Annotated in this window: 26 protein-coding genes; 9 read left to right on the top strand and 17 right to left on the bottom strand. The window is 66.8% G+C overall.

Features of this window, described 5'->3' with window-relative positions; all coding sequences use genetic code 11:
* Positions 1-19: 19 nt before the first annotated feature.
* Positions 20-1,282, top strand: a complete 1,263-nt coding sequence (locus ACHMWQ_RS02325; protein WP_396306258.1) for an Hsp70 family protein — start codon at positions 20-22, stop codon at positions 1,280-1,282.
* A gap of 206 nt (positions 1,283-1,488) precedes the next feature.
* Positions 1,489-2,496 carry an IS30 family transposase gene (locus tag ACHMWQ_RS02320; protein WP_396306257.1) on the top strand — a complete coding sequence of 336 codons (1,008 nt, stop codon included), beginning with the start codon at positions 1,489-1,491 and terminating at the stop codon, positions 2,494-2,496.
* A 45-nt stretch (positions 2,497-2,541) separates the two neighbouring features.
* On the opposite strand, the gene ACHMWQ_RS02315 is transcribed toward ACHMWQ_RS02320, so the two are convergent.
* Positions 2,542-3,363 (bottom strand): helix-turn-helix transcriptional regulator, encoded by an 822-nt coding sequence (locus ACHMWQ_RS02315; protein ID WP_396306256.1) that lies wholly within the window; start codon positions 3,361-3,363, stop codon positions 2,542-2,544.
* A gap of 116 nt (positions 3,364-3,479) precedes the next feature.
* On the opposite strand from ACHMWQ_RS02315, the gene ACHMWQ_RS02310 reads away from it, so the two are divergent.
* A complete protein-coding gene (locus ACHMWQ_RS02310) occupies positions 3,480-4,274 on the top strand; it encodes a class I SAM-dependent methyltransferase (RefSeq protein ID WP_396306255.1) in 795 nt (264 codons plus the stop codon).
* A 153-nt stretch (positions 4,275-4,427) separates the two neighbouring features.
* On the opposite strand, the gene ACHMWQ_RS02305 is transcribed toward ACHMWQ_RS02310, so the two are convergent.
* Together ACHMWQ_RS02305 and ACHMWQ_RS02300 are read right to left on the bottom strand one after the other, a co-directional pair.
* Positions 4,428-5,387, bottom strand: a complete 960-nt coding sequence (locus ACHMWQ_RS02305; RefSeq protein ID WP_396306254.1) for a tyrosine recombinase XerC — start codon at positions 5,385-5,387, stop codon at positions 4,428-4,430.
* A gap of 309 nt (positions 5,388-5,696) precedes the next feature.
* Positions 5,697-5,993: an antibiotic biosynthesis monooxygenase gene (locus ACHMWQ_RS02300; protein ID WP_354554079.1), complete on the bottom strand. Its 297-nt coding sequence runs from the start codon at positions 5,991-5,993 to the stop codon at positions 5,697-5,699.
* Positions 5,994-6,083: 90 nt separating this feature from the next.
* Between ACHMWQ_RS02300 and ACHMWQ_RS02295 the strand changes: the two genes are divergently transcribed.
* The 6 genes from ACHMWQ_RS02295 to ACHMWQ_RS02270 all read left to right on the top strand — a co-directional run bounded on the left by ACHMWQ_RS02295 (position 6,084) and on the right by ACHMWQ_RS02270 (position 13,393).
* Positions 6,084-8,252 (top strand): primosomal protein N', encoded by a 2,169-nt coding sequence (locus tag ACHMWQ_RS02295; protein ID WP_354554229.1) that lies wholly within the window; start codon positions 6,084-6,086, stop codon positions 8,250-8,252.
* 213 nt (positions 8,253-8,465) lie between these two features.
* Positions 8,466-9,026 carry a F0F1 ATP synthase subunit delta gene (locus ACHMWQ_RS02290; protein ID WP_354554227.1) on the top strand — a complete coding sequence of 187 codons (561 nt, stop codon included), beginning with the start codon at positions 8,466-8,468 and terminating at the stop codon, positions 9,024-9,026.
* Positions 9,026-10,555 (top strand): F0F1 ATP synthase subunit alpha, encoded by a 1,530-nt coding sequence (atpA, locus tag ACHMWQ_RS02285; protein WP_354554077.1) that lies wholly within the window; start codon positions 9,026-9,028, stop codon positions 10,553-10,555. Before ACHMWQ_RS02290 ends, atpA begins: the two co-directional genes overlap by 1 nt.
* Positions 10,556-10,618: 63 nt before the next feature.
* Positions 10,619-11,491: a F0F1 ATP synthase subunit gamma gene (locus ACHMWQ_RS02280; RefSeq protein WP_396306253.1), complete on the top strand. Its 873-nt coding sequence runs from the start codon at positions 10,619-10,621 to the stop codon at positions 11,489-11,491.
* 25 nt (positions 11,492-11,516) lie between these two features.
* Complete coding sequence (gene atpD / locus ACHMWQ_RS02275) at positions 11,517-12,962, top strand: F0F1 ATP synthase subunit beta (protein ID WP_266331641.1); 1,446 nt, start codon at positions 11,517-11,519, stop codon at positions 12,960-12,962.
* Positions 12,963-12,988: 26 nt separating this feature from the next.
* Entirely contained in the window at positions 12,989-13,393 is a 405-nt protein-coding gene (locus tag ACHMWQ_RS02270; RefSeq protein ID WP_396306252.1) for a F0F1 ATP synthase subunit epsilon, read from the top strand.
* Between the two features lie 135 nt (positions 13,394-13,528).
* On the opposite strand, the gene ACHMWQ_RS02265 is transcribed toward ACHMWQ_RS02270, so the two are convergent.
* The 14 genes from ACHMWQ_RS02265 to ACHMWQ_RS02200 form a co-directional block, all read right to left on the bottom strand.
* Positions 13,529-13,864 (bottom strand): RcnB family protein, encoded by a 336-nt coding sequence (locus tag ACHMWQ_RS02265; protein ID WP_396306251.1) that lies wholly within the window; start codon positions 13,862-13,864, stop codon positions 13,529-13,531.
* A gap of 113 nt (positions 13,865-13,977) precedes the next feature.
* Positions 13,978-14,496 carry an RNA pyrophosphohydrolase gene (locus ACHMWQ_RS02260; protein ID WP_396306250.1) on the bottom strand — a complete coding sequence of 173 codons (519 nt, stop codon included), beginning with the start codon at positions 14,494-14,496 and terminating at the stop codon, positions 13,978-13,980.
* Between the two features lie 312 nt (positions 14,497-14,808).
* Complete coding sequence (locus tag ACHMWQ_RS02255) at positions 14,809-16,143, bottom strand: S41 family peptidase (RefSeq protein WP_266331638.1); 1,335 nt, start codon at positions 16,141-16,143, stop codon at positions 14,809-14,811.
* On the bottom strand, positions 16,140-17,501 hold the full coding sequence (locus ACHMWQ_RS02250) for a murein hydrolase activator EnvC family protein (protein ID WP_396306249.1): 1,362 nt from the start codon (positions 17,499-17,501) through the stop codon (positions 16,140-16,142). The genes ACHMWQ_RS02255 and ACHMWQ_RS02250 overlap by 4 nt, the downstream gene beginning before the upstream one ends.
* A gap of 180 nt (positions 17,502-17,681) precedes the next feature.
* The gene (rlmH, locus tag ACHMWQ_RS02245; protein WP_266331636.1) at positions 17,682-18,161 is read right to left on the bottom strand and encodes a 23S rRNA (pseudouridine(1915)-N(3))-methyltransferase RlmH; all 480 of its coding nucleotides are present in this window, start codon (positions 18,159-18,161) and stop codon (positions 17,682-17,684) included.
* Between the two features lie 9 nt (positions 18,162-18,170).
* Complete coding sequence (gene rsfS / locus ACHMWQ_RS02240) at positions 18,171-18,596, bottom strand: ribosome silencing factor (protein WP_266331634.1); 426 nt, start codon at positions 18,594-18,596, stop codon at positions 18,171-18,173.
* A 125-nt stretch (positions 18,597-18,721) separates the two neighbouring features.
* On the bottom strand, positions 18,722-19,354 hold the full coding sequence (locus ACHMWQ_RS02235) for a nicotinate-nucleotide adenylyltransferase (protein ID WP_396306320.1): 633 nt from the start codon (positions 19,352-19,354) through the stop codon (positions 18,722-18,724).
* Positions 19,355-19,383: 29 nt separating this feature from the next.
* The gene (locus ACHMWQ_RS02230; protein ID WP_396306248.1) at positions 19,384-20,688 is read right to left on the bottom strand and encodes a glutamate-5-semialdehyde dehydrogenase; all 1,305 of its coding nucleotides are present in this window, start codon (positions 20,686-20,688) and stop codon (positions 19,384-19,386) included.
* A gap of 10 nt (positions 20,689-20,698) precedes the next feature.
* Positions 20,699-21,856, bottom strand: coding sequence for a glutamate 5-kinase (proB, locus tag ACHMWQ_RS02225; protein ID WP_354554063.1), 1,158 nt, complete (start codon positions 21,854-21,856; stop codon positions 20,699-20,701).
* Positions 21,857-21,953: 97 nt separating this feature from the next.
* Positions 21,954-22,997: a GTPase ObgE gene (gene obgE / locus ACHMWQ_RS02220; RefSeq protein ID WP_354554061.1), complete on the bottom strand. Its 1,044-nt coding sequence runs from the start codon at positions 22,995-22,997 to the stop codon at positions 21,954-21,956.
* The gene (locus ACHMWQ_RS02215; RefSeq protein WP_396306247.1) at positions 22,994-23,551 is read right to left on the bottom strand and encodes a GNAT family N-acetyltransferase; all 558 of its coding nucleotides are present in this window, start codon (positions 23,549-23,551) and stop codon (positions 22,994-22,996) included. Before ACHMWQ_RS02215 ends, obgE begins: the two co-directional genes overlap by 4 nt.
* Positions 23,548-24,201, bottom strand: a complete 654-nt coding sequence (locus ACHMWQ_RS02210; protein ID WP_396306246.1) for a GNAT family N-acetyltransferase — start codon at positions 24,199-24,201, stop codon at positions 23,548-23,550. The genes ACHMWQ_RS02215 and ACHMWQ_RS02210 overlap by 4 nt, the downstream gene beginning before the upstream one ends.
* Positions 24,202-24,317: 116 nt before the next feature.
* Positions 24,318-24,593 carry a 50S ribosomal protein L27 gene (rpmA, locus tag ACHMWQ_RS02205; protein ID WP_266331625.1) on the bottom strand — a complete coding sequence of 92 codons (276 nt, stop codon included), beginning with the start codon at positions 24,591-24,593 and terminating at the stop codon, positions 24,318-24,320.
* A 46-nt stretch (positions 24,594-24,639) separates the two neighbouring features.
* A complete protein-coding gene (locus ACHMWQ_RS02200; RefSeq protein ID WP_396306245.1) occupies positions 24,640-25,308 on the bottom strand; it encodes a 50S ribosomal protein L21 in 669 nt (222 codons plus the stop codon).
* Positions 25,309-25,654 lie beyond the last annotated feature (346 nt).

Raw genomic sequence — 25,654 nt, 5'->3', positions numbered from 1 at the left:
CTTCACGGAGTTCTCGATCATGGTAGCCTGCGGCCTCGACTTTGGCACGTCCAACACGACGCTCGGGGTTTCCACCGCCGACGGCCCGGCCCTGGTCGCGCTCGAAGGGGCGAGCGTCACCATTCCCAGCGCGATCTTCTACACGCCCAATGGTGCGCCGCCGGCCGTTGGCCGCGCCGCCATTCGCGCCTATGTCGACGGCACCAATGGCCGGCTGATGCGCAGCCTGAAATCCGTGCTGGGCAGTTCGCTGATCCATGAATCGACCGCCATCGGCCGGGGCCGGGTCTCGTTCCGCGACGTGATTTCGCAATATGTCGGCATCGTGAAAAGCCGGGCCGAAGAAGTCTCCGGCGCGCCGATCGACGCGGTCGTGCATGGCCGGCCGGTGCACTTCGTCGACAGCGACCCCGACGGCGACCGCAAGGCCGAGGAAGCGCTGGAGGCGATCGCCAAGGAAGTCGGCTTCAAGCACATCTCCTTTCAGTACGAGCCGATCGCCGCCGCGCTCGACTACGAGCGGCAGGTCAACCACGAGGAAGTGGCGCTGATAGCCGATATTGGCGGCGGCACCTCGGATTTTTCCATCGTACGCCTCGGTCCCGAGCGCCGGCACAAGGCCGACCGGATGGACGACATCCTGGCCAATGACGGCATCCGCATCGGCGGCACGAATTTCGACCATTATCTCTCGATCGGCACGGCTATGCCGCTGCTCGGCTTCGGCACGGGGATGAAGCGGGCCGGCCTGCCGGTTCCCGGCGGCTATTATCACGACCTCGCCACCTGGTCCTCGATCAACCGCCTCTATGAGCGCGGCGTCATACAGCAACTGCATGAGGTGCGCCGCGAGGCGCAGCACCCCGAACTGATCGAGCGGCTGATCCATGTCGTCGAGGAGCATGGCGGCCACCGCCTCGCCATCGACGTCGAGGCGGCCAAGATCGCGCTGTCCGACGAGCCGCAGGTGCAGGTGCTGCTCGACTGGATCGAGCGCGGCCTCGCCATGACGGTCGATCGGGCCGTGTTGGTCGACAAGACGCGCGGCCTCGCCGACAAGATCGCGGCGCGGATTCAGGATTGCCTGCGCGATGCCGGCCTCGGCGCCGACGCGATCGACGCGGTGTTCCTGACCGGCGGTTCGACGCGGCTGGCGCATGTGCACGCCGCGATCCTCGGCACCGTGCCCCAGGCGCGCGTCGTCGACGGCGACACCTTCGGTTCGGTCGGCACCGGCCTCACCATCGAGGCCGCCACCCGCTACGGCGTCGTCGCCGCCTGATCTTTTGGGATCCGCGCCGCTTCAACTGGATGGCGACCCCACGCTTGCCATCCAGACAACTGACAAGCCCGTCTGCCTCCGGCGTCATCCTCGCGAAGGCGAGGATCCATCCAGCTGGAGACGTATCGAGCAAACCTCCCGTCCGCATGGCTGTATGGATCCCCTAAGTTCACAAACGAAGTGCAACACCAGCTTAAGGTGTTGCGATGGGACGAGAGTACAGCCAGCTCGGGCTTGAGGAGCGGATCGAGATTGCCCGTCTATCAGACGAAGGCGCCTCGATCCGGAAGATCGCTGCAGCTTTGGGTCGCGCGCCATCGTCCATTGCCAGGGAACTGAAGCGCAACACCGGCAGCCAGGTGGGCTATCAGCCGCTCTATGCCGACGCCCAGACGCAGGCGCGGCGCTGGAACGGTAGCCGGCTCGATCGCGATGCCGCCCTGCGCGAGCGGGTGCTCGGCCAGTTGAAGACCGGCTGGTCGCCCGAGCAGATCGCCGGCCGGCTCCGGCGCGACGGCCCGATGCGCCTCAGCCATGAGAGCATCTATCGCTTCATCTATGCCCAGATCCGCCAGCACAACGACTTCACCTGGCGCAACTACCTGCCCCGGGCCAAGTCGCGGCGCGGCTGGCGCGCCCGCAAGGGCGGCAGTCCGGCCCTGCATATGCGCCATCGGGTGCCGCTGGCCGAGCGGCCTCGCGACGTGCTGGACCGCCAGACGCCCGGCCATTGGGAGGCCGACCTGATGGCCTTTGCTCGCTATGGCCAGAACCTCTTGTTTCTGCACGACCGCATGAGCCGGGTGCTGATCGGCAGCCCGCTGCCCTCGAAGCGGGCCGAGCCGGTCGCCGGTGCGCTGACCGCGGCCTTGCAGACCCTGCCGCCGGCCTGCCGCAAGACCGTCACCTTCGACAATGGCACCGAGTTCGCCCGCCACTATGAACTCGGCGCCATCGGCATCGACACCTATTTCTGTGATCCGCACGCGCCGTGGCAGAAGGGCGGCATCGAGAACGCCATCGGCCGCATGCGCCGCTTCCTGCCGCGCAAGACCGATCTCGCCACTCTCGACAGCCGTACGCTGATCGGCATGATGGCCGCCTACAACAACACGCCGCGCAAATGCCTCGGCTTCCAAACCCCGGCCGAGGCCTTCTCACAACAAGTGTTGCACTTCAAATGTGAATCCACCTCCCGGCCTTCGCCGGGATGACCGCGTGCGTTGGAGATGCCGGCGAGGGGCGGAAGTCGACGGGCGCTACCCCGCGCCTGAAGGCGCCAGCATCACCAGCTTGATGTCGGGATGGCGCGCCAGCAGGAAGGTGATCTGCTCGTAGCGCAGGAAGCCGTCCTGCGGATGGGTGAAGGTGCGCAGGCCGCCCTCGCGGTCGACCACCGCACGCGCCTCCCAGGCTTCCGCGAAGAACGGGCTCGCTCGCGTCAGCTCCTCGACGAGGGCTCGCATTTCCGGGGCTTCCAGATGCCGGCTGTAATCGGCGCGGAATTCCGCCGCGATGCGTCGTGCCCGGCTGTCCCAGTCCTCGATCAGGCTGCGGGCTGCCGGGGAGGTGAACAGGTAGCGCAGCAGGTTCATTTCACATGAAACACTGGCGGCGGGCGGCTTGCCGTCGAGCCAGCCGACAAAGAGATGCGCCGCCGCGGCGTTCCAGGCGATCGCCGTCCAGGACCGGTCGAGCACATAGGCCGGCGTTGGCAGCGCCAGCAGGGTGTCGGCGAGGCCCGGCGGCAGGGCATCGGCGCTGTTGTCTTCGCCCGCCTGCGGGTCGCGCCGGCCGCCCAGATCGAACAGATAGGCGCGCTCCGCCGGCGTCAGCCGCATCACCCGCGCCAAGCGCCCCAGCGCCGTCGCCGAGACCGAGATCTCCCGGCCCTGTTCGATCCAGCTCAGCCATGTCGAGCTGACGCCGGAAAGCTGCGCCAGCTCCTCGCGGCGCAGCCCCGGCGTGCGTCGCCGCGTGCCGGGATCGAGGCCGAACATGGCCGGCTGCAGCCGCTCGCGCTGGGCGCGGATGAATTCGCCGAGCTCGCGGCGTCGGACGGTATCGGTTTCCGGGATCATGTCACCGCTTATACCAGGATAAAACAGGATCTGGTACGGGTTTCCGCCGGCTGGCAAATCCTGCGGCGACGGCCGATGATCACCACCGACAAGATCGACCGCGCGGAAAACCAGCCATGACCCAATCGACCCAAGACGCCGCCGCCCCGCGACAGAGCCATGACGGCCTGGTCGTGCAGCAGTTCGGTTCCCAGGCTTCGGCCTATGTCTCCAGCATCGTCCACGCCCAGGGCGCCGACCTCCAGCAGATGGTCGAGATCGCCGCCCGCACGTCGGACGCCCGCGCCATCGACCTCGGCTGCGGCGGCGGCCATGTGGCCTATGGCGTCGCGCCGGTCGTCGCCTCGGTGGTGGCCTATGACCTGTCGGCCGGCATGCTGGAGGCGGTCGCGGCCGAGGCGGCCAAGCGCGGCTTCGGCAACCTGACCACGCAGCAGGGCGCGGCGGAAAAGCTGCCCTTCGCTGACGGCGAATTCGATGTGGTGCTGTCGCGCTATTCGGCCCATCACTGGCAGAATGTCCGCCAGGGCATCCGCGAGGCGCGGCGCGTTGTGAAGACCGGCGGCACGGCGGTGATCTCGGACGTCATCGCGCCGGAAGTGCCGGTCAGCGACACCTTCCTGCAGACCTTCGAAATGCTGCGCGATCCCTCGCATGTGCGCAATTATTCCGTGGCCGAATGGACGGAGATCGCGGCGCGGGCGGGCTTTGCCGTCGTCGGCGTGACGCGCCGCCGCCTGCCGCTCAATTTCGACGCCTGGGTTGGGCGGATGCGGACGCCGGAAGTTCAAGTCGCGGCGATTCGCGCCCTGCAGGCGGCGATGTCGGAGCCGGTGCGCCAGCATTTCGCGATCGAGCCCGACGGCTCGTTCACGATCGACCAGGCGGTGTTCGAACTCGTCGCGGTGTAGCCGCCAGAAGACCCTCACCCCATCCCTCTCCCGCAGGCGGGCGAGGGGCGGTCGAGCTTGTTGAGACTCACAGTCGATTAAGTTCGCCCGCCAGAACGCCCTCTCCCGTCTGCGGGAGAGGGCGGGGTGAGGGTCTTGCTTTCGTCTCGCAGCTCAGGCCTGCCTGTTGTTGCCGGCGCGCGGATGCGCCTTCTCGAACACGGCGAGGAGGCGCTCCGTGTCGATTGCGGTATAGACCTGGGTCGTCGACAGGCTGGCGTGGCCCAGCAATTCCTGGATGGCACGGAGGTCGCCGCCATTGGCGAGCAGATGCGTCGCGAAGGAGTGCCGCAGCGCATGCGGCGTGGCGCTTTCGGCGAGGCCGAGCGCGCCGCGAAGCTTTTCCATGGCAAGCTGGATGATGCGCGCCTTGAGCGGCCCGCCCCGGACACCGAGGAACAGCGGTCCATCGGGCTTCGACTGAGACGGCGCCAGGCGCAGATATTCCGCGACCGCTTCGGCCACCACCGGCAGCACCGGCACCAGGCGGATTTTGCCGCCCTTGCCGGTCACGCGCAGCGTCGCGGCGGGATCGAGCGGTGCGTCGGCGCGACGAATGCCGAGCGCCTCCGAGATACGCAGCCCCGAGCCGTAGCAGAGCGCCAGCACGGCGGCATTGCGGGCCGCCACCCATGGCTCCTCGTCGAGCTGTTCATCCATCTCGACGACGCGCAAGGCCGAGGCGGCGGCGAGCGGCCGGGGCAGGGTCTTGGGCTGACGCGGCGCGCGCATCGCACGGAAGGCGGCGCCATTGGCATGTCCCTCGCGCTCCAGGAAGCCGATGAACGAGCGGATGCCGGCCAGGCCGCGCGCCAGGGTTCGTGCTCCAGCACCGGACGAGCGCCGCGTCGCCATGAAACCGCGCAGGTCGGCCGTGCGGATGGCGGCGAAATCGGCGAGCGTCGGCGGATTGCCGATATGGCTGGTCAGGAACGATAGAAACTGGTCGAGATCGCGCGAATAGGCTTCGAGCGTTTTTGGCGACAGGCGCCGTTCGCCGCGCAGGTGCTCGCCCCACGCTTCGATCTGCTCGAGCGTGTCACGGGCGGCGATGACGAGGGGCGGTGTGGACATGGCTCCATTACCTGCGAACGGGGTTTATGCCGGGTTAAGAGGCGCATTGCGGCGAACACGGCGCCTCTCATAGGGAGACGCGCAATACAATCCTCAACATGCTGAGGAGGCCCGGAGGGCCGTCTCGAAGCACGCAGAGCGGTGTCGGTACCGAGATTTGCCCTCAGGTGGTGCGTCCTTCGAGACGGCTTGCTGCGCAAGCCTCCTCAGGATGTTGGAAGTCGGGACTTGCACCACATTTGTCTGGAGGTCCTCTCTTTGGGGGGAGGGTTGGGCGAGGGCCCTTTTGGGGGGCACCTCCCGCCTCGCCTAAAGCAGCAGCGGCTCGGAGAAATGGGTCACGGTCGGAAACGGATCGTAGAAGTCGTGCAGCAGCGCCTTCCAGTGCTGGTAGCGATCGGAGCTGCGGAAACCGGGATCGTGATCGGTCAGGCTTTCCCAGCGCACCAGCAGGAGGTAGGTGCCGGGCGCCTCGATCGACGGCCGCACCTCCAGGCCCAGGAAGCCGGGGCTGGCGGCGATCAGCGGCGCTGCCTTGCTCATGGCGTCCTCGAAGGCGCTGGCTTGGCCTGGCTTCACCGTAAGAAGGGCATGTTCGAGGATCATGGTGCTCGCCTGATTGAGGGAAGGCTATTATCTGGGGCATGAAGGCGGCAACGTCGACTGCTTCGTCGCTCCGGGGATTTCGGATTGGAATTGGGCCGCACCGTGTCCGTCCTGCTGCCATTGGCGGTGGATGGACCCTACACCTACAAAGTGCCGGCCGGTATGGAGCTGTCGCCGGGCGATATCGTGCGCGTGCCGCTTGGCCCGCGCGAGATGATCGGCGCGGTCTGGGACGATCCCGTCGACCCCTCGGTCGGCCACAACCGGTTGCGCGCGATCCTGCATCACTATGATTCGCCGCCGCTCGACGAGACGCTGCGCCGGTTTGTCGACTGGGTCGCGAACTACACGCTGAGCCAGCGCGGCATGGTGCTTCGGATGGTGCTGCGCGCGCCCGATGCGCTGGAGCCGGAGCGCGCGGTCGCCGCGCTGCGCCTGGCCGGCAGAGAGCCCGACCGGATGACGGCGGCGCGCCAGCGCGTCCTCGACGCGCTCGCCGGCGGCGAGCCGATGCCCAAGACCGCGGTTGCCGGCTTTGCCGCCGTTTCCTCGAGCGTCGTCAATGGCTTGGTGGAGCAGGGCGTGCTCGAAGCGGTGATGCTGCCGCCGCCGCCCCTGACCCTGCCGCCGGAACCCGATTTTGCCCGGCCGACCTTCGATCCCGGCCAGGACGACGCGGCGAAGCTGCTGCGCGCCAGCGTCGACGAGGGGGCGTTTTCGGTCACGCTGATCGACGGCATCACCGGCTCGGGCAAGACGGAGGTCTATTTCGAGGCGCTGGCCGAAACGCTGCGCCTTGGCAAGCAGGCGCTGGTGCTGCTGCCGGAAATTGCGCTGACGGTCGATTTCCTCGACCGCTTCGCCCGGCGATTCGGCCATCGGCCGGCCGAGTGGCATTCCGAAATGCCGCCCCGGATGCGCGAACGGGTCTGGCGCGGCGTGGCCACGGGCGCGGTGCAGGCCGTCGTCGGCGCGCGCTCGGCGCTGTTCCTGCCGTTCCAGAAGCTCGGGCTCGTCGTGGTCGATGAAGAGCACGATACCGCCTACAAGCAGGAAGAGGGCGTCATCTACAACGCCCGCGACATGGCGGTGGTGCGCGGGCACATAGGCGGCTTCCCGGTCGTGCTCGCCTCGGCGACGCCATCGATCGAAAGCCGGGTCAATGCCGATCAGGGCCGCTATCGGCGCCTCGTGCTCTCGGCCCGCTATGCGGCCGCGAAACTGCCGGAAATCAAGCCGATCGACCTCCGCATCGACCCGCCGGAGCGCGGCCATTTCCTGGCGCCGTCGCTGATCCAGGCGATCGAGGAGACGATCGCCAACAAGGGCCAGGCGCTGCTGTTCCTCAACCGGCGCGGCTATGCCCCGCTGACGCTCTGCCGCAGCTGCGGCCATCGCTTCCAGTGTCCCAACTGTTCGACCTGGCTGGTCGATCACCGCTTTCGCGGCCAGCTCGTCTGCCACCATTGCGGCCACCACGAGCGCCGGCCGGACCAGTGTCCGGTCTGCGACGCCGAGGACAGCCTCGTCGCCTGCGGACCGGGCGTCGAGCGGGTGGCGGAGGAGGTGGCCACGCGCTTCCCCGATGCGCGGCGAATCGTGCTGTCGAGCGACCTGCTCGGTGGGGTGAAGAAGATGCGCGAGGAGTTCGACGCGATCCGCCGGGGCGCCGCCGACATCATCATCGGCACCCAGCTGGTCGCCAAGGGCCACAATTTTCCGCTGCTGGCGCTGGTCGGCGTCGTCGATGCCGATCTCGGGCTTGCCCATGGCGACCCCAGGGCGGCGGAGCGGACGTTCCAGCTGCTGGCGCAGGTGACCGGACGCGCCGGCCGCGCCGGCGGCGAGAGCCGCGCGCTGCTGCAGACCTATGCGCCGGAGCATCCTGTGATCGCGGCGATCGCATCCGGCGACCGGGAGGCGTTCTACGCCCGCGAAATCGAGGCGCGGCGAATCGCCGTGCTGCCGCCCTTCGGACGGCTGGCCGGGATCATCATCTCAGCCGCCGACCGTGCCACATCCTATGGCTATGCGATGGCGCTGCGCCGGAGCGCGCCGGAGAGTGGCCCTGTCATGGTGCTCGGGCCCTCCGAGGCGCCGCTGGCGGTGCTGCGGGGGCGCCACCGCTTCCGCCTTCTCGTGCAGGCGCCCCGGTCCGTCGACCTGCAGGCCTTCCTGCGCCAGTGGCTGGCCGAGGCACCGCCCGTGCGCGGCAGCCTCCGGGTCCAGGTCGATATCGATCCGCAGAGCTTCCTTTGACCGGCGCGGAGGGCGCTTGCCGGCCTTTCTGGTCGATTCCGGGGACGGGCCTTGTTGCGAGTCGCCGGATGCTGTGCTAACGAACGCGCGGCTTCGGGGAATGCCGTTTTTGACGGCTTCCATCCGTCGAAAAAATCTTCAATACGTTCAAGGCGTTGCGTGCAGCATCCGGACCAACCCGGAAGTGGGGGCGCGTCACAGAGCGAGGATCAGGTGGCAGAAGACAAAACTCTCGTATCAGGGGTCGCCGGACGTTACGCGACGGCACTGTTTGATCTGGCCCTCGAGAGCGGCGCGGTTGACGCCGTCGACGCCGATCTGTCCCGTTTCACGGCCCTGCTGAGCGAGAGCGACGATCTCGTCCGCCTCGTCCAGAGCCCGGTATTCGCCGCGGACGACCAGCTTCGCGCTGTCTCGGCCGTTCTGGCGCGTGCCGAAATCGGCGGCCTGGTCGGCAATTTCGTCAAGGTCGCGGCGAGCAATCGCCGCCTGTTCGCCGTTCCCGGCATGATCGCTGGCTTCCGCCAGCTTCTCGCCAAGCATCGCGGCGAGGTCACCGCCGAGGTGACCAGCGCCGAGCCGCTTTCCGATCCGCAGACCGCAGCGCTGAAGGAAGCGCTCAAGGCGCAGATCGGCAAGGACGTCACGCTTTCTTCGAATGTCGATCCGGCATTGATCGGCGGCCTGGTCGTCAAGGTCGGTAGCCGCATGATCGATACGTCGCTTCGCACCAAACTCAATTCACTCAAGATCGCTATGAAAGAGGTCGGCTGATGGACATCCGCGCCGCTGAAATCTCCGCAATCCTCAAGGAGCAGATCAAGAATTTCGGCTCCGAGGCTCAGGTTTCCGAAGTCGGACAGGTTCTGTCGGTCGGTGACGGTATTGCCCGCGTCTACGGTCTGGACAATGTCCAGGCCGGCGAGATGGTCGAGTTCCCCGGTGGAACCCGCGGCATGGCCCTGAACCTCGAGACCGACAATGTCGGTATCGTGATCTTCGGCTCCGACCGTGACATCGCCGAAGGCGACACGGTCAAGCGTACCAACGCCATCGTGGACGTGCCGGTCGGCAAGGGTCTGCTCGGCCGCGTCGTCGACGCGCTCGGCAATCCGATCGACGGCAAGGGCCCGATCGAGTTCACCGAGCGTCGCCGCGTCGACGTCAAGGCGCCGGGCATCATCCCGCGCAAGTCGGTGCATGAGCCGATGCAGACCGGCCTCAAGGCGATCGACGCCATGATCCCGATCGGCCGCGGCCAGCGCGAGCTGATCATCGGCGATCGCCAGACCGGCAAGACCGCCGTGGCGCTCGACGCCATCCTGAACCAGAAGTCGATCAACGACAGCGGCGACGAGAGCAAGAAGCTCTATTGCGTCTATGTCGCCATCGGCCAGAAGCGTTCGACCGTCGCGCAGTTCGTGAAGGTGCTCGAGGAGCGCGGCGCGCTCGAATATTCGATCATCATCGCGGCAACCGCTTCGGACCCGGCTCCGATGCAGTACCTGGCCCCGATGGCCGGTTGCGCCATGGGCGAGTTTTTCCGCGACAACGGCATGCACGCCCTGATCGTTTATGACGATCTGTCGAAGCAGGCCGTGGCGTACCGCCAGATGTCGCTGCTGCTGCGCCGTCCGCCGGGCCGCGAAGCCTATCCGGGCGACGTCTTCTACCTGCATTCCCGCCTGCTCGAGCGCGCAGCAAAGCTGAACGACGACAATGGCAATGGCTCGCTGACCGCTCTGCCGATCATCGAGACGCAGGCCAACGACGTGTCGGCCTACATCCCGACCAACGTGATCTCGATCACCGACGGCCAGATCTTCCTCGAGACCGACCTGTTCTACCAGGGCATCCGCCCGGCCGTGAACGTCGGCCTCTCGGTGTCGCGCGTCGGCTCCGCCGCCCAGATCAAGGCGATGAAGCAGGTTGCCGGCCCGATCAAGGGCGAGCTGTCGCAGTATCGTGAAATGGCTGCCTTCGCGCAGTTCGGCTCCGATCTCGACGCGACGACGCAGAAGCTGCTCAATCGCGGCGCCCGCCTGACCGAGCTCCTGAAGCAGCAGCAGTTCTCGCCGCTGAAGGTCGAGGAGCAGGTCGCGGTGATCTATGCCGGCGTGAACGGCTATCTCGATCGCATCGAAGTCAACCAGGTCGGCGCATTCGAGGCAGGCCTGCTGGCTTCGCTTCGCAGCGAGCACAAGGCGCTTCTCGATGGCATCCGCGACAAGCGCGAGCTGAATGACGACTTCCGTGCGCAGCTCAAGGCCGCGCTGGACAGTTTCGCCAAGTCTTTCGCCTGAATCCAGGTCTGAACCGGGTCGCCTCGTGCGACCCGGATCTCAGTCCGACCGACAGGGACGCTCATGCCGAGCCTCAAGGAACTAAAGAATCGCATCGCCTCGGTGAAGGCGACGCAGAAGATCACCAAGGCGATGCAGATGGTCGCCGCGGCGAAGCTGCGTCGTGCCCAGGCTGCCGCGGAAGCCGCGCGTCCGTATGCGGAGCGCATGAACGCAGTGCTCGCCAACGTGGCGGCTGGCGTCAACACCGACGACGGTCCGAAGCTCCTGGCCGGCACCGGTTCCGATCAGACGCATCTTCTCGTCGTCTGCACGGCCGAGCGCGGCCTCTGCGGTGCGTTCAACTCGTCGATCGCCCGTCTCGCCCGCGATCACGCGCTGCGCCTGCAGCGCGACGGCAAGACGGTGAAGATCCTCTGCGTTGGCAAGAAGGGCTACGACATCCTTCGCCGCCAGTTCCAGACGGAAATCATCGAGCTGATCGAGCTTCGCACGGTCAAGCAGATCGGCTTCGTCAATGCCGACGCGATCGGCCGCAAGCTGCTGCAGCTCTATGAAGACGGCCATTTCGACGTCGCGACGCTGTTCTACGCCAAGTTCCGCTCGGTGATTCAGCAGATCCCGACGGCGCAGCAGGTGATTCCGGCGCAGCTCCCGGCCGGCGATGCCGGCGCGGTCGCGCCGAACTACGAATATGAGCCGAACGAAGCAGGGATCCTCGAGGATCTGCTGCCGCGCAACATTTCGGTCCAGATTCTGGGTGCTCTCCTCGAAAACGTGGCGTCCGAGATGGGCGCCAAGATGTCGGCGATGGATAGCGCCACGCGCAACGCAGGCGAGATGATCAAGAAGTACACGCTCCGCTACAACCGGACGCGCCAGGCGATGATCACCAAGGAACTGATCGAGATCATTTCGGGCGCCGAGGCGCTCTGACCGGATTTTTGGAAGGTTGAACACCATGGCGAACACCAATCAGCAGGCCGGCTCCGGCCGCGTCACCCAGGTTATCGGCGCCGTCGTCGACGTGCAGTTCGATGGCCATCTGCCCGCGATCCTGAACGCGCTCGAAACCGACAATAACGGCAACCGCCTCGTACTGGAGGTCGCCCAGCATCTCGGCGAATCCACCGTGCGGTGCATCGCCATGGACGTGTCGGAAGGCCTCGTCCGCGGCCAGCGGGTCAAGGACCTCGGCGGTCCGATCATGGTTCCCGTCGGCGTCGGTACGCTCGGCCGCATCATGAACGTCATCGGCGAGCCGATCGACGAAGCCGGTCCGGTCGAGGCCGAAGGCCTGCGTCCGATCCATGCTCCCGCTCCGTCCTATTCGGAGCAGGCCACCTCGGCCGAGATCCTGGTCACCGGCATCAAGGTCGTCGACCTGCTGGCACCGTATTCCAAGGGCGGCAAGGTCGGCCTGTTCGGCGGCGCCGGCGTCGGCAAGACCGTTCTGATCCAGGAACTGATCAACAACGTCGCGAAGGTGCACGGCGGTTACTCCGTGTTCGCCGGCGTGGGCGAGCGTACCCGCGAGGGCAACGACCTCTACCACGAGTTCATCGACGCCAAGGTGAATGCCGATCCGCACAATCCCGATCCGGCCGTCAAGTCGAAGTGCGCGCTCGTGTTCGGCCAGATGAACGAGCCCCCGGGCGCCCGCGCCCGCGTCGCCCTGACCGGCCTGACCGTCGCCGAGAACTTCCGCGATCAGGGCCAGGACGTGCTGTTCTTCGTCGACAACATCTTCCGCTTCACCCAGGCGGGTTCGGAAGTGTCGGCTCTGCTCGGCCGTATCCCGTCGGCCGTGGGCTACCAGCCCACGCTGGCGACCGACATGGGCCAGCTGCAGGAGCGCATCACCACCACGCATAAGGGCTCGATCACGTCCGTGCAGGCCATCTACGTGCCGGCCGACGACTTGACCGACCCGGCGCCGGCCACCTCCTTCGCCCACCTTGACGCCACGACCGTTCTGTCGCGCGCCATCTCGGAAAAGGGCATCTACCCGGCCGTGGATCCGCTCGACTCGACCTCGCGCATGCTGACCCCGGCGATCGTCGGCGAAGAGCATTACGCAGTCGCCCGTCAGGTCCAGCAGATCCTGCAGCGCTACAAGTCGCTCCAGGACATCATCGCGATTCTGGGCATGGACGAGCTTTCCGAAGAGGACAAGCTCACCGTCGCCCGCGCCCGCAAGATCGAGCGCTTCCTGTCGCAGCCCTTCGACGTCGCCGAGGCCTTCACGGGTTCGCCGGGCGTCCAGGTCAAGATCGAAGACACGATCAAGGGCTTCAAGGGCCTCTGCGAAGGCGCCTACGATCATCTCCCCGAGGCCGCCTTCTACATGGTCGGCACGATCGAGGAAGCGATTGCCAAGGCGAAGAAGCTCGCGGCAGCAGCCTGATCGTCTGACGAGAGAAAGAGCCCAACATGGCAGAACCGTTCCCGTTCGAACTCGTCTCACCCGAGCGGCTCCTGCTTTCGGAGTCGGTCGTGTCGGTCGTGGTCCCGGGCAGTGATGGCGAGTTCACGGTCCTCAAGGACCATGCTCCCTTCATGGCGACCATCAAGCCGGGCTGCGTTGTCGTCACCCAGGTTGGCGGCGGTGTTCAGAAGTTCTTCGTGCGCGGCGGCTTCGCCGACGTGAACGGGGCCGGCCTGACCATCCTCGCCGAGCAGGCGATTCCGCTGGAAAGCCTCGATCCCGAAGCGTTCGCGCTCGAGATCCGCAATGCCGAGGAAGACGTCGCGGATGCCCGCGACGACGCCCAACGCACGGTGGCGCAGACCAAGCTGCAGCAGCTTCAGGATATCCGCGAAGCCCTCGGACACTGATCTTTCGCGGCTCCGGCCGCGAGATCGAGATACAGAAAAGCCCGCCATGGACCTTCCGGTCGATGGCGGGCTTTTTGCTGTTCGGACTGTCCGGAAGTAGCGACGGCCTGAAGGCCGTCGCCGGGATCGATGGCCTTACCGGCCGGCGTTGGCGATCGCCGCGATCAGGCCGCTGGCAATGCCGATCATCAGGTATTGGCCGTCATTCTCGACCCACTGGTAGCCGCGCGGCGGCGCCTTGAGATGATGACGCTTGTAGTCGACCCGGTTGCCACGCGCCTGGGACGGCACGCGCTGACCCTTCGACCACCGCTTGCGGTAGTCGTGCTTCTTCATCTGCGGCTGGCGATGCTGCTGCTCGTAGCCGCCATGGCCGCGGCCCTGGTCCCGGTCGCCGCGGTATTGCTGGGCAAAGGCGGCGGGCGTGGCGAACATCGACAGGGCGATGGTGGCGAGAAGAATTCTCTTCATCTGGGTCATCCTCTTTGTTGGTGACCCGGTTGTAGCCGCCCCATGCTGAACCCAGAATGAACGTCCGCCTTATCATCTGTTAAGCATACAGATATCTGTCCGGCCCGCCGGTTTCAGGGCGCCAGATGCCGGAACGCCGAGACGACCTGCTCGTAGACCTTGCGCTTGAACGGCACGATCAGCGACGGCAGGTGCTCGAGCGGCTCCCAGCGCCAGGAGATGAACTCCGCCTCGGCGCTGCCGTCGCCAGGTTCCAGCACGTTGATCTCGCTTTCGTCGCCATCGAAGCGGAAGGCAAACCACTTCTGCCGCTGGCCGCGATACTTGCCCTTGAGCGCGATGCCGACCAGCTCCGGCGGCAGGTCGTAGTCGAACCAGCCTTCGGCCTCGGCGAGCAGCGAAACCGTCCGGATGCTCGTTTCCTCGAACAACTCGCGGCGGGCGGCGGGTAGGGGATCCTCGCCCTTGTCGATGCCGCCCTGCGGCAGTTGCCAGACGGGATCGCCGGGAGTCAGCTCGGCATTGGGCGAGCGTTCGCCGATGAACACCAGGCCATCCCTATTGAAGACGACGGTGCCGACGCAGGGACGGTAGGGCAGCGAGGTGGGATCGACGGGTTTCTTGGCGGACATGATGGACCATTCGGAATTTGCCCCTCGAAGCGATGGGGCGGGGATTGCGTTGGCGCGACGATAGCATGGCTCGAAGGGATCGAGCGTGACAGGGTCGCCTGTGCACAGGCCAGCTCAACCGCTGCTTCCAAGCGTGCGAAGGCGGGGAGCGGGCGCCTGGGGCCCTGCTGCGCTTCGCCGGGAGTATGGGGGCCGCCGGCACGGTGCCGGCCGTCCCAGGCGTCTGCAGGGCGCTGGAGCGGCCTTGGCGTAGGTCTCGAGGCCGTGGCGCCGCGCAAAGAAAAACGGCGCCCCGAGGGGCGCCGTCTTGGATTAGTTCGGCACAGCGGCCGCGGCGTTTGGCGGGAAGGCCGCATTGGCCTGCTTGCCGTCGAGCAGGCCGATCGCCTGCTGCAGCTGCTTGTCGTCCTTCGCCTCCGGCGGGACATAGGCCTGCGAGCCCGTGCCCTCGTCGCCGCCGCCCTCATTGGTGAGGTGGCCCTTGAGCGATGCCTCGCCCTTGGTGTCGGTGATCTTGTCCTTGAGCTCCGGCGGCAGGTCCTGCACGACCTGGATGTCCGGATCGATGCCCTTGGCCTGGATCGACTTGCCCGACGGCGTGTAGTAGCGCGCCGTGGTGAGGCGGATCGCGCCGTTGGAGCCGAGCGGGATGATCGTCTGCACCGAGCCCTTGCCGAAGGAACGCGTGCCGAGGATCGTGGCGCGCTTCTGGTCCTGCAGGGCGCCAGCGACGATTTCCGAAGCCGAGGCCGAACCGCCATTGATCAGCACGATCACCGGCTTGCCGTCCGTCAGGTCGCCCGGATGGGCGTCGTAGCGCATGTTCTGGTCGGCATGGCGGCCGCGCGTCGAGACGATCTCGCCCTTTTCGAGGAAGGCGTCGCTGACATATTCGGCCTGGTCGAGCAGACCGCCCGGATTGTTGCGCAGATCGAGGATGTAGCCCTTGATCTTGTCCTTGCCGATATCCGCCTTGAGCTTGTCGATCGCGGCCTTGAGGCCGTCGAAGGTCTGCTCGTTGAACGAGGAGATGCGCAGGTAGCCGATGTCGCCCTCAGCGCGGGACTTGACCGACTGGACGCGGATGACGTCGCGGACAATCTTCACGTCGAAGGGCTTCTCGGTGCCCTTGCGCTGGATGGTCACGGTGATCGGCGTGTTGACCGCGCCGCGCATCTTGTCGACGGCCTGGTTCAGATTCATGTTCTGGATGGCTTCGCCGTCCAGCGCCACGATCAGGTCGCCGGCCAGGATGCCGGCCTTGGCGGCGGGCGTGTCGTCGATCGGCGACACGACCTTGACCACGCCGTCCTCCATGGTCACTTCGATGCCAAGCCCGCCGAACTCGCCGCGGGTCTGGACCTGCATGTCCTTGAAGTCTTTGGGGTTCATGTAGCTCGAATGGGGATCGAGCGAGGTCAGCATGCCATTGACCGCCGCCTCGATGAGCGAGCTGTCATCCGGCTGCTCGACATAGTCCGAGCGGATCCGCTCGAACACGTCGCCGAACAGATTGAGCTGCCGGTAGGTATCCGAGACGGCGGCATGCGCGACGCCCGGAATCAGGCTCGGAACCTGGGTGAGCGTCACAGCGGCCGTTGCGCCGATGATGGTGCCGGCCAGGAGGAGCGAAGCGTTGCGTATCATCCGCCAACCTTTTCGTCGTTGGATCGGGCCCACCATGGGGCCGGGTCGATCGAGTTACCGTCTTTTCGAAATTCGACATAGAGCACGGGCTGCGTTGCGCCAATGCCTACGGTGCTGCTGCTTGCCAGCAACCGCGATCCCATCAGCGCCACAGGTTCCCCTGCGAGAACGAACTGTCCCAATTCGACGTCGATCCGTTCCATACCTGCCAGCAGGATATGATATCCGCCGCCGGCGTTGATGATCAAGAGTTGTCCGTAGGATCTGAACGGTCCTGCATAGACCACCCAGCCGTCCGACGGCGAGGAAACCCGTGCCGAGGCGCGGGTAGCGAGCGACAGGCCCTGGCTGGTACCGCCCAGCCCATCCGGGTCGCCGAACGTCTTCAGCTGCACGCCATTGACCGGCTTGGGCAGCAGGCCCTTGGTCGAGGCAAAGGCGACGGCCGGCGCGATGCGGTCGGCGGCGCCGAGGTTTTCCGGCCGGCGCGAGGCGCGACCATCGTCCATGGCGGCCTGATTGGCCGCTTCCGACTGCTTCGCGGCCTCGGCGGCCGCCGCGGCGGCGGAAATCTGGCCTTCGAGATCGGCGATCAGCCCCTTGAGACTGGTCGCGCTCTTGGCGAGCTGTTCCGACTTCGCCTGCTCCTCGGCGAGCTGCTGCTCCGAGCGGGCGCGCGCCTTGCGCTTGTCATCGACCAGATATTCGATGCGGGTGCGCTCTTCGGCGAGCGCGCTGGCGTCGGCGCGCATCCGGTCACGTTCGCGTGACTGTTCCGATTTGAGCGCCACGAGGTGCTGCAGGTCGGTCGCCAGCGCCTCGGCCTCGACGCGCAGTTCCGGCACGACGGAGCCGAGCAGCATGGCGCTGCGGACCGAGGCGAGCGCGTCCTCGGGGCGGACGACAATCGCCGGCGGCGGCTTGCGGCCCATGCGCTGCAGAGCGCCCAGCACGTTGGCGAGCACGCCGCGGCGGGCGCTCAGCGAGGCGTGGACGGTCTTCTCCTCGTCGAGCAGGCCGCCCATGCGCTGTTCGGCCTCGTCGATCTGGCGCTCGAGGCCACGGGCCCGTTCGCCGGTTTCGATCAGGGACTTGTTCAGCGTCATGCGGTCCTGGTCGAGCTGGTCCATTTCGGAGCGCAGCGCCGCCTGGCGCTCGGCGGTGACCTCGATATCGTGAGTAATGGCGTCGAGTTCGGCGCGGCGGGCGGCGCGCTGCTGCTCGGTCTCGCTGATGCCGCCCTGCGGTGCCGGCTGGGCCTGGGCCGTGGGCTGGGGCGAATCGACGGCGTGCGAGGGCAGGGCGGTGCCGGCGGCCAGCGCCGCGACAAGGGCAGCCCGACTGATGACGGGACCCATCTGTCGAGGCAGCAAAGAGACCCGAATGCGAACCAAGTGCAGGCGCCCGACGGCTAAAGCTGAGTTAACAGCGACGAGATTTGGCAGCGAAGTGTTAACACCTCGTCAACCCTCCAACTACCCGAGCGTAACGGCGGATTGCGGCCGAAGCGCGACGGGCCCCAGACGATATAGGGCGGCCTATTCGCGGTGATAGGGGTGGCCGGAAAGGATCGTCATCGAGCGGTAGACCTGCTCGGCCAGCAGCAGGCGGACGATCTGGTGCGGCCAGGTCATGGCGCCGAAGGCGAGCTTGAGGTCGGCGCGCTTGCGGATGGCGTCGCCATGGCCGTCGGGACCGCCAATGGCGAAGACGAGGTCGCGGATGCCCTGGTCGCGCCAGTCGCCGACGCGCTTGGCGAAGGCGGGGCTGGACGGCGTCTCGCCGCGCTCGTCGAGCGCGACCAGAATGGCGCCGTCGGGGAGGGCGGAAAGCAGCGTCGCCGCTTCCTGGGCCATGCGCTCGTCGGGCCGCTGGGCGCGGCTCTCGACAAATTCGCGGACAGAAAGGGTCAGGCCGAGACTGCGCCCGGCCTGCGAGGCCCTGTCGATGTAGCGCTCGATGAGCGCGCGGTCGGGGCCGGCTTTCAGCCGACCCACGGCGGCGATCAGGATGCGCATCGAACGGCCTTAGCTGCCGGGCTGTTCCCGGGCAGGGGTCGGCGCCGAAAGCGACTCGTCCGCCGACCACATCTTTTCGAGATTGTAGAAGGAACGGACTTCGGGCCGGAAGATGTGGACGATGACATCGCCCGCATCCAGCAGCACCCAATCGCAATGGGGCACGCCTTCGACGCGTGCGACGCGTCCGCCGGCCAAAGTCAGGTCGCGGCTGATATGCTCCGCGATCGAGCTGACATGTCGCTGCGACCTGCCCGTGGCAACGACCATGAAGTCGGCCAAGGCGGATTTGCCGGCGATATCGATGGAAACAATATCCTCAGCCTTCGAATCTTCGAGGGTGGTGAGGATCGCTTTGAGAGCTTCGTCCGCCGCAATCTGCCGGCTAACGGCCACTCGGTGAGGCGCGCGCTGGATGGCGTCCTCAGGCTGCATTGCCGTCGTCAGTGGTCAGTCCTTTCGCCATTGGCGCGCTGGGCCTTCGATCTGGCCAGGAGCGGATGCGCTCCACGCGATGGAAATCGTGCAAAAAAGCACATAGGCACGACGCTGTGGCGCTTTCAAGACGCGGCGGCACTCTTATTGCGTTTGGCGCGCAGTTCCGTCGAAGAAAGCGCGATTCGGGGCCCGTGCAGGTAGATCCAGGCCGGAGTCCGGCGCGTCGGCAGCCGGGCCGCGTCGATTTCGCGGAGACGGCGCCGGCGGAGCGCGAAGGCGGCCGGCGCGGCGGTGGCGGTGAAGGTGCTGCCCGGCCGGTCATAGACGGCGATCGGCATCAGCCGGGCGATCCGGCGCCAGTCGCGCCAGCGATGGAACTGGCGCAGATTGTCGCCGCCCATCAGCCAGACCAGCTCGACGCCGGGCAGGCGCCGCGACAGGATCGCCAGCGTGTCGGCGGTGAAGCGGGTCTTCAGCGTCGCCTCGATGGCGGTGACATGGATCTTCGGGTGGCGCGCCATGGCGCGCGCCGCCGCGACGCGGCGGCCGAGCTGTTCCGGGGCATGGTCCTTGAGCGGATTGCCCGGAGTCACCAGCCACCAGACGGCGTCGAGCTTCAGCCGGCGCAGCGCCATCAGGCTGACGGTCAGGTGGCCCTGGTGCGGCGGATCGAACGAGCCGCCGAACAGGCCGATGCGCTGGCCGGGCGCCGCGAAAGGCAGCTTCAGGGCCGAACGCAGCGCCGGGTCCACCATCACGGTCTGGATCTCGGCCTCGCCGAGGCTCACGGCCGCGTCTGCCCGGTGCCGTTGACGCGGTACTTGAACGAAGTCAGCTGCTCGAGCCCGACAGGCCCGCGCGCATGCATCCGGCCGGTGGCGATGCCGATCTCGCCGCCAAAGCCGAACTCGCCGCCGTCCGCGAACTGGGTCGAGGCATTGTGCACGACGATGGCGGAATCGACCTCGGCCAGGAAACGGGCCGCGACCGCCTCATCCTGCGTAATGATGCCGTCGGTGTGGTGCGAGCTGTAGGTCTCGACATGGTCGATCGCCTCGTCGACGCCGTCGACGACCTTCACCGATATGATCGCGTCGAGATATTCGGTCGACCAGTCCTGCTCGGTCGCAGGCGTCGCGGCCGGGAAGCGCGCGCAGACTTCTGCATCGCCCCGGATGGCGCAGCCGGCCGCGACCAGGGCGTCGAGGATCGGCACCAGATGGGTGTCCAGGATGGCGCGGTCGATCAGCATCGTCTCGGTCGCGCCGCAGACGCCGGTGCGGCGCATCTTGCCGTTGACCAACAGCGTCTTCGCCATGTCGAGATCGGCCTTGGCGTGGACATAGACATGCACGATCGCCTCGAGATGGGCGAAGACGGGCACGCGCGCCTCTTCCTGCACGCGCGCTACCAGGCTCTTGCCGCCGCGCGGCACGATCACGTCGATCGCGCCGTCGAGGCCGGAGAGCATGGCGCCGACGGCGGCGCGGTCGCGGGTCGGCACGATCTGGATGGCGTCGGCGGGCAGGCCGGCCGCGACCAGGCCCTCGACGAGCGCCGCATGGATGGCGGCGGAGGAATGGAACGAGTCTGAGCCGCCGCGCAGGATCACGACATTGCCGGCCTTGAGGCAGAGCGCACCGGCGTCGGCGGTCACATTGGGACGGCTCTCATAGATGACGCCGATGACGCCGAGCGGCGTGCGGACGCGCTCGAGATGCAGGCCGTTCGGCCGGTCCCAGGCGGAAATCACCGTGCCGACGGGATCGGGCAGGGTGGCGATCTCGTCGATCGCCGCGGCGATGCCCTCGATGCGGGAAGGGGTCAGCGTCAGCCGGTCGAGGAAGGATGCCGCGGCGCCTTCCGTCTTCATGCCGGCGACATCGCGGCCATTGGCCTCGAGGATGATGTCGGCGCGGGTGCGGATCGCCGCGGCCATCGCCTTCAGCGCCGCGTTCTTGGCGTCGGTCGAGGCCAGCGCCATGCGCCGGGCGGCGGCGCGGGCGCGGCGGCCTATATCGAGCATCACGGCTTCGACCGTCTCGGCCTGGTTGCCGTTCGTCGTCTCGCGGAGGAGGGAGGTGGTCATGATGATCTTCCTATTCGCCGCGAAGCGCCATGTCGTCGCGATGGACCATGGCAGCCCGGCCGGCAAAGCCGAGAATCGTTTCGATTTCCTTGGTATTGCGGCCGGCGATGCGTTCGGCGTCGGCCGCGTCATAGGCGACCAGGCCGCGCGCGATCTCCTCGCCATTCGGCCCCTGCACGATGATCGCATCGCCGCGCTGGAACCGGCCCTCGATGCGCCGGACGCCGGCCGGCAGCAGGCTCTTGCCCGAGCGCAGCGCCTTGACCGCGCCATCGTCGATCACCAGCACGCCGCGCGTCTCCAGATGGCCCGAGATCCACTTCTTTCGCGCGGTGACGGGGTTCAGTTCCGGCAGGAACCAGGTCGCCTTGGCGCCATCCGAAACCCTCTTCAGCGGGTTCTGCGGCTTGCCGAGCGCGATCAGCATGGCGGCGCCGGCCACGGTGGCGATCTTGGCCGCCTCGACCTTGGTCTTCATGCCGCCGCGCGAGAATTCCGAGCCGGCGCCGCCGGCCATCGCCTCGATCTCGGCGGTGATGCGCTCGACCACAGGAATGAAGGTGGCGTTGGGGTCGGATTGCGGCGGGGCGGTATAGAGCCCGTCAATATCGGAGAGCAGCACCAGCAGGTCCGCCCCCATCATCGAGGCGACGCGGGCGGCGAGGCGGTCATTGTCGCCATAGCGGATCTCGCTGGTGGCGACCGTGTCGTTCTCGTTGATGACGGGAATGGCGCCGAGCCTCAGCAGCGTGCCGATGGTCGAGCGCGCGTTCAGATAGCGCCGCCGCTCCTCGGTATCGCCCAGCGTCAGCAGGATCTGGCCCGCGGTGCGGCCATGGCGGCCGAGCATTTCGGAATAGGCCCGCGCCAGCGCGATCTGGCCGACGGCGGCGGCGGCCTGGCTTTCCTCCAGCTTCAGCGCACCCTTGGGCAGGCCGAGAACGCCGCGCCCCAGCGCGATGGCGCCGGATGAGACGAGCAGGATCTCGCGGCCGCCGGCGGCGAGCTGCGCCACGTCGTCGACGAGAGCGGCCAGCCAGTCCTCGCGCAAACGGCCGGTGGCGCGATCGACCAGCAGCGCCGAACCGATCTTGATGACGATGCGGCGGAAATTCTCCGGCTTGAGCTTCACCGCGATGTCGGCGGTCTGTTCCACGATCAGGCTCATGGTGTCTGTGCTCTTCGATCCGATGGGGCGACGCCCCGTTGCAAGGCTCAGGAGGGAGGCCGGCGGGCAGAAGTCCGCCGGCATAGTCTCATGAGCTTCACGGTCGCCAGGGTTCGCCCTTGGCGCTCGGATGCATGTTCGGGTCTTCCAGCTTGCCTTCGTCGATGATGCGGCCGATGGCGCGCAGCGCCCCTTCCATGCCGACACGGGTGGCGGCGGAGAGAACTAGCGGCGTATGTCCGCAGGCCTTGGCCAACTGTTTCTTGCGCTTCTCGAGCTCTTCCTCGGGAATGGCGTCGGCCTTGGACAGCGCCACCACTTCGAGCTTCTCAGCCAGCACGTCGCCATAGGCGTCGAGCTCGGCGCGGACGATGCGATAGGCTTCGGCCGGATCTTCCTGCGTGCCGTCGACGAGATGGAGCAGCACGCGGCAGCGCTCGACATGGCCGAGGAAACGGACGCCCAGGCCGACACCCTCATGCGCGCCTTCGATCAGGCCGGGAATATCGGCCATGACGAATTCGCGGCCGTCGCTGCGCACGACGCCGAGATTGGGATGCAGCGTGGTGAAGGGATAATCGGCGATCTTCGGCTTGGCGGCTGTGACGGCGGCCAGGAAGGTCGACTTTCCGGCATTGGGCAGGCCGACGAGGCCGGCATCGGCGATCAGCTTCAGCCGCAGCCAGATCCAGCGCTCCAGGCCCTCGAGGCCGGGATTGGCGCGACGGGGCGCCTGGTTGGTCGAGGTCTTGAAATGGGCATTGCCGAAGCCGCCATTGCCGCCCCGGGCCAGTTGCACGCGCTGGCCGACATGTGTCATGTCGGCGATCAGCGTTTCGCCATCCTCGTCATAGATCTGCGTGCCGACGGGCAGCTTCAGGGTGACGTCGTCGCCCTTGCCGCCGGCAAGGTTGCGGCCCATGCCATGCACGCCGACCTTGGCCTTGAAATGCTGCTGGTAGCGATAGTCGATCAGCGTGTTGAGACCATCGACGCACTCGGCCCAGACGTCGCCGCCCCGGCCGCCGTCGCCGCCATCCGGGCCGCCGAACTCGATGAACTTTTCCCGACGAAACGACACGCAGCCTGCGCCGCCGTCGCCGGAGCGGATGTAGACCTTGGCTTCGTCGAGAAATTTCATTTTTTCAACTCGTAGTGACGCGCGCGCGTCAGGGCTGTGTCGATATGCGCAAGATCGCGGCCAAGCGCAAGGTTATGCTGGATCGAGCGACCGACGATCTCGAAACCGAGCCGCTTCTGGATGGCGAGCGAGCGCTCATTGCCCTCGAACACGCCGGACTGGATCGTCGTGACGTCGGGATCGGCGAAGGTGTCGTCGACCAGGGCCGCCACGGCCTCACTCATATAACGCTTGCCCCAATGGGCCTGCGCCAGCCAATAGCCGAGCACCGGCTCCGGGCCGGCGTCGCGCAGCGAGATCAGTCCGATCATGCCATCGCGATCGATGGCGTAGACCTGCTCGGCGCTGACCGGGCGCTGCGACCGTTCCCAGGCAAGGAAGCGCTCGGCCTCGTCGTCGGTATAGGGATAGGGAACCCGCGCCAGCCATCGCGTGACCTCGAAATCGTCGAGGCCGGCGACAATGGCCGCGGCATCGCCGGGCCGCAGCGGGCGCAGCAGCAGGTTGGCGGTCTGGATCGTCTTCTCGGGCAGCATCGCTCGTATCGTCATCATCGCTCGCCCTCCTCCTGCAAGGGGCGGGGCCACAGGAAGGTCGCGGCGCCGTCGCCATGGGTCGGGCGACCCCAGGCCTTCAGGCTCTGCCAGACCCGGCGTTCGAGCACGAAATGCTCGACCGGAACGGAACCGCGCGCCGACAGCGAGCGCACCATGCCGGTATCGCGGAACTGGAAGCCGCACTTTTCCGCCACGCGGCGGGCCGGGCCGTTCGTCACCCGCACTGCGCACCAGAGCCGCTCGACCCCGCCTGCGCCAAAGGCATGATCGATCGTCGCGTGCGCGATCTCGGTGCCGAAACCCTGGCCCCAGAACCGCTCCGCCACCCAGAAGGACAGATCATGACCGTCGGGACGCGTCGCGCTCGGCCGGTGGAAGCTGGCGCCGAGCAGGCTGCCATCGCCCTGCGAGACCGCAATATGCGCGTGGCCGAAGGCCGAATTGCGGCCCTGCTGGATCCAGGCCTCCGCATCGGCGCGGCGAAAGGGATGCGGCACGCTGACGAGGTTCATCGCCACGCGCGGGTTGTCGATCGCCGCGGCGAGAACCGCCGCATCTTCCGTCCTGGGCCGACGCAGAGCGAGCCGCGCGGTCAGGACGGTCCGTTCTTCGTCGTCGAGCGTGTCTTCCGAATCCTGGTCCCGCATTGGTGCCTCCCGGTCGGGCCAAAAGAAAAGGGGAGATGGTGTCCCATCTCCCCTGTCTTCTGACCGTCACGGTCGGCCGGGTCGATGCGACGCCGGCGTTCCCAAATGAAAGCCGGTTATTCTGCAGCCTCCAGCGCCGCCGGAGCGACGACGGAGACGTAGGTGCGGCCATTGGCTTTACGACGGAAGGATACGAATCCCTCCTCGGTAGCGAAGATCGTGTGATCCTTGCCGAGGCCAACACCGGTGCCCGGATGCCACTGCGTCCCGCGCTGGCGCAGGATGATGTTGCCCGAGATGACGGCTTCGCCGCCGAACTTCTTGACGCCGAGGCGTCGACCCGCGGAATCGCGACCGTTGCGCGAGGAACCGCCTGCCTTTTTGTGTGCCATGATCGAACTCCCGATCCGTTGTTAGGGGCGCGCTAGAAAGCGCGGCTCAGCGATCTTCGCCAGACTTCAGCTCTGCCTGGTCGATCTTGGCGCGCGGCGGCTTGCCGGCGAGAAGCTCAGAGGCCTGCTGGACCCACTCTTCGCGAACAACCCGGCCACGCAGGGCGAGCTCTTCATCATACTTGGCGATGTCGGCATCGGTCCAGGCAGCAATCTGCTCCCAGGACGTGATGCCGGCGGCGCGCAGCTTCTTCTCGATGGTCGGGCCGATGCCCGAGATCAGCGAGAGGTTGGAGCTGTCGAGCCCGCCGCTGACGAGAGCGGCCGGAGCCGTGTCGGTCGCGGGTGCTGCAGCCTTGGCAACCTTGGCCTTGGGGGCCTTCTTGCCGGACGCCTGGGCGCCATTGGTCAGGATCTCGGTGATCCGGACAATGGTCAGGTGCTGGCGATGGCCGCGGCTGCGCTTCGAATTCTGACGGCGGCGCTTCTTGAAGACCAGGATCTTGCGCGTGCGCATCTGGTCGATGATCTCGGCCGAGACCGAGGCGCCTTCGACGAAGGGGGCACCGATGGTGACGCCGGCTTCGCCGCCGACGAGGAGAATCTCGCCGAAGGTAACCATATCGCCGGGCGCTCCTTCGAGCAGCTCGACTTCCAGTTCGTCATTGGCGGCAACCGAGTACTGCTTGCCACCCGTTTTGATGACTGCGAACATTGTTCTATCCAGTTGTTCAGCGTGACCTCGAAGGGTCCGCTTCTTCAGTCAGGGTTCATTGAAATGGAAATGGCGCAGCCGAAAGCCACGCCGCCATTCCGGGCGCACTTATAGGGACGAGCCCCCGTCTGTCAAGCGAAACCGCCCGCCCCGGACTCCCAAAAGCCAGCCCCGCCAAGGCCTCGCGCCCCTGCGACGGCTACGGGGGTTCTGGGGGGGAGGGGTGGGGCAGGGGAGCGTGCCAGGCCAATTGATGCCTCGCGGTGTTGCGACGCGGGCTGCTGCAAGTTCAGTCGTCCATGCTGGTGGGCTTGGCAACGAGCGTTCGACTCCCTCCGCGACCGAC

The organism is Kaistia sp. UC242_56, from assembly GCF_044452255.1.
Classification (GTDB): Bacteria; Pseudomonadota; Alphaproteobacteria; order Rhizobiales; family Kaistiaceae; genus Kaistia; species Kaistia defluvii_A.
This window is presented reverse-complemented; position numbering and strand designations above follow the sequence as displayed.

Coding starts and splice junctions, on each gene's coding strand:
- ACHMWQ_RS02325 (WP_396306258.1), top strand. CDS start 20: ATGGTAGCCTGCGGCCTCGACTTTGGCACGTCCAACACGACGCTCGGG.
- ACHMWQ_RS02320 (WP_396306257.1), top strand. CDS start 1,489: ATGGGACGAGAGTACAGCCAGCTCGGGCTTGAGGAGCGGATCGAGATT.
- ACHMWQ_RS02315 (WP_396306256.1), bottom strand. CDS start 3,363: ATGATCCCGGAAACCGATACCGTCCGACGCCGCGAGCTCGGCGAATTC.
- ACHMWQ_RS02310 (WP_396306255.1), top strand. CDS start 3,480: ATGACCCAATCGACCCAAGACGCCGCCGCCCCGCGACAGAGCCATGAC.
- ACHMWQ_RS02305 (WP_396306254.1), bottom strand. CDS start 5,387: ATGTCCACACCGCCCCTCGTCATCGCCGCCCGTGACACGCTCGAGCAG.
- ACHMWQ_RS02300 (WP_354554079.1), bottom strand. CDS start 5,993: ATGATCCTCGAACATGCCCTTCTTACGGTGAAGCCAGGCCAAGCCAGC.
- atpA (WP_354554077.1), top strand. CDS start 9,026: ATGGACATCCGCGCCGCTGAAATCTCCGCAATCCTCAAGGAGCAGATC.
- ACHMWQ_RS02280 (WP_396306253.1), top strand. CDS start 10,619: ATGCCGAGCCTCAAGGAACTAAAGAATCGCATCGCCTCGGTGAAGGCG.
- atpD (WP_266331641.1), top strand. CDS start 11,517: ATGGCGAACACCAATCAGCAGGCCGGCTCCGGCCGCGTCACCCAGGTT.
- ACHMWQ_RS02270 (WP_396306252.1), top strand. CDS start 12,989: ATGGCAGAACCGTTCCCGTTCGAACTCGTCTCACCCGAGCGGCTCCTG.
- ACHMWQ_RS02265 (WP_396306251.1), bottom strand. CDS start 13,864: ATGAAGAGAATTCTTCTCGCCACCATCGCCCTGTCGATGTTCGCCACG.
- ACHMWQ_RS02260 (WP_396306250.1), bottom strand. CDS start 14,496: ATGTCCGCCAAGAAACCCGTCGATCCCACCTCGCTGCCCTACCGTCCC.
- ACHMWQ_RS02255 (WP_266331638.1), bottom strand. CDS start 16,143: ATGATACGCAACGCTTCGCTCCTCCTGGCCGGCACCATCATCGGCGCA.
- ACHMWQ_RS02250 (WP_396306249.1), bottom strand. CDS start 17,501: ATGGGTCCCGTCATCAGTCGGGCTGCCCTTGTCGCGGCGCTGGCCGCC.
- rlmH (WP_266331636.1), bottom strand. CDS start 18,161: ATGCGCATCCTGATCGCCGCCGTGGGTCGGCTGAAAGCCGGCCCCGAC.
- rsfS (WP_266331634.1), bottom strand. CDS start 18,596: ATGCAGCCTGAGGACGCCATCCAGCGCGCGCCTCACCGAGTGGCCGTT.
- ACHMWQ_RS02235 (WP_396306320.1), bottom strand. CDS start 19,354: ATGGTGGACCCGGCGCTGCGTTCGGCCCTGAAGCTGCCTTTCGCGGCG.
- ACHMWQ_RS02230 (WP_396306248.1), bottom strand. CDS start 20,688: ATGACCACCTCCCTCCTCCGCGAGACGACGAACGGCAACCAGGCCGAG.
- proB (WP_354554063.1), bottom strand. CDS start 21,856: ATGAGCCTGATCGTGGAACAGACCGCCGACATCGCGGTGAAGCTCAAG.
- obgE (WP_354554061.1), bottom strand. CDS start 22,997: ATGAAATTTCTCGACGAAGCCAAGGTCTACATCCGCTCCGGCGACGGC.
- ACHMWQ_RS02215 (WP_396306247.1), bottom strand. CDS start 23,551: ATGATGACGATACGAGCGATGCTGCCCGAGAAGACGATCCAGACCGCC.
- ACHMWQ_RS02210 (WP_396306246.1), bottom strand. CDS start 24,201: ATGCGGGACCAGGATTCGGAAGACACGCTCGACGACGAAGAACGGACC.
- rpmA (WP_266331625.1), bottom strand. CDS start 24,593: ATGGCACACAAAAAGGCAGGCGGTTCCTCGCGCAACGGTCGCGATTCC.
- ACHMWQ_RS02200 (WP_396306245.1), bottom strand. CDS start 25,308: ATGTTCGCAGTCATCAAAACGGGTGGCAAGCAGTACTCGGTTGCCGCC.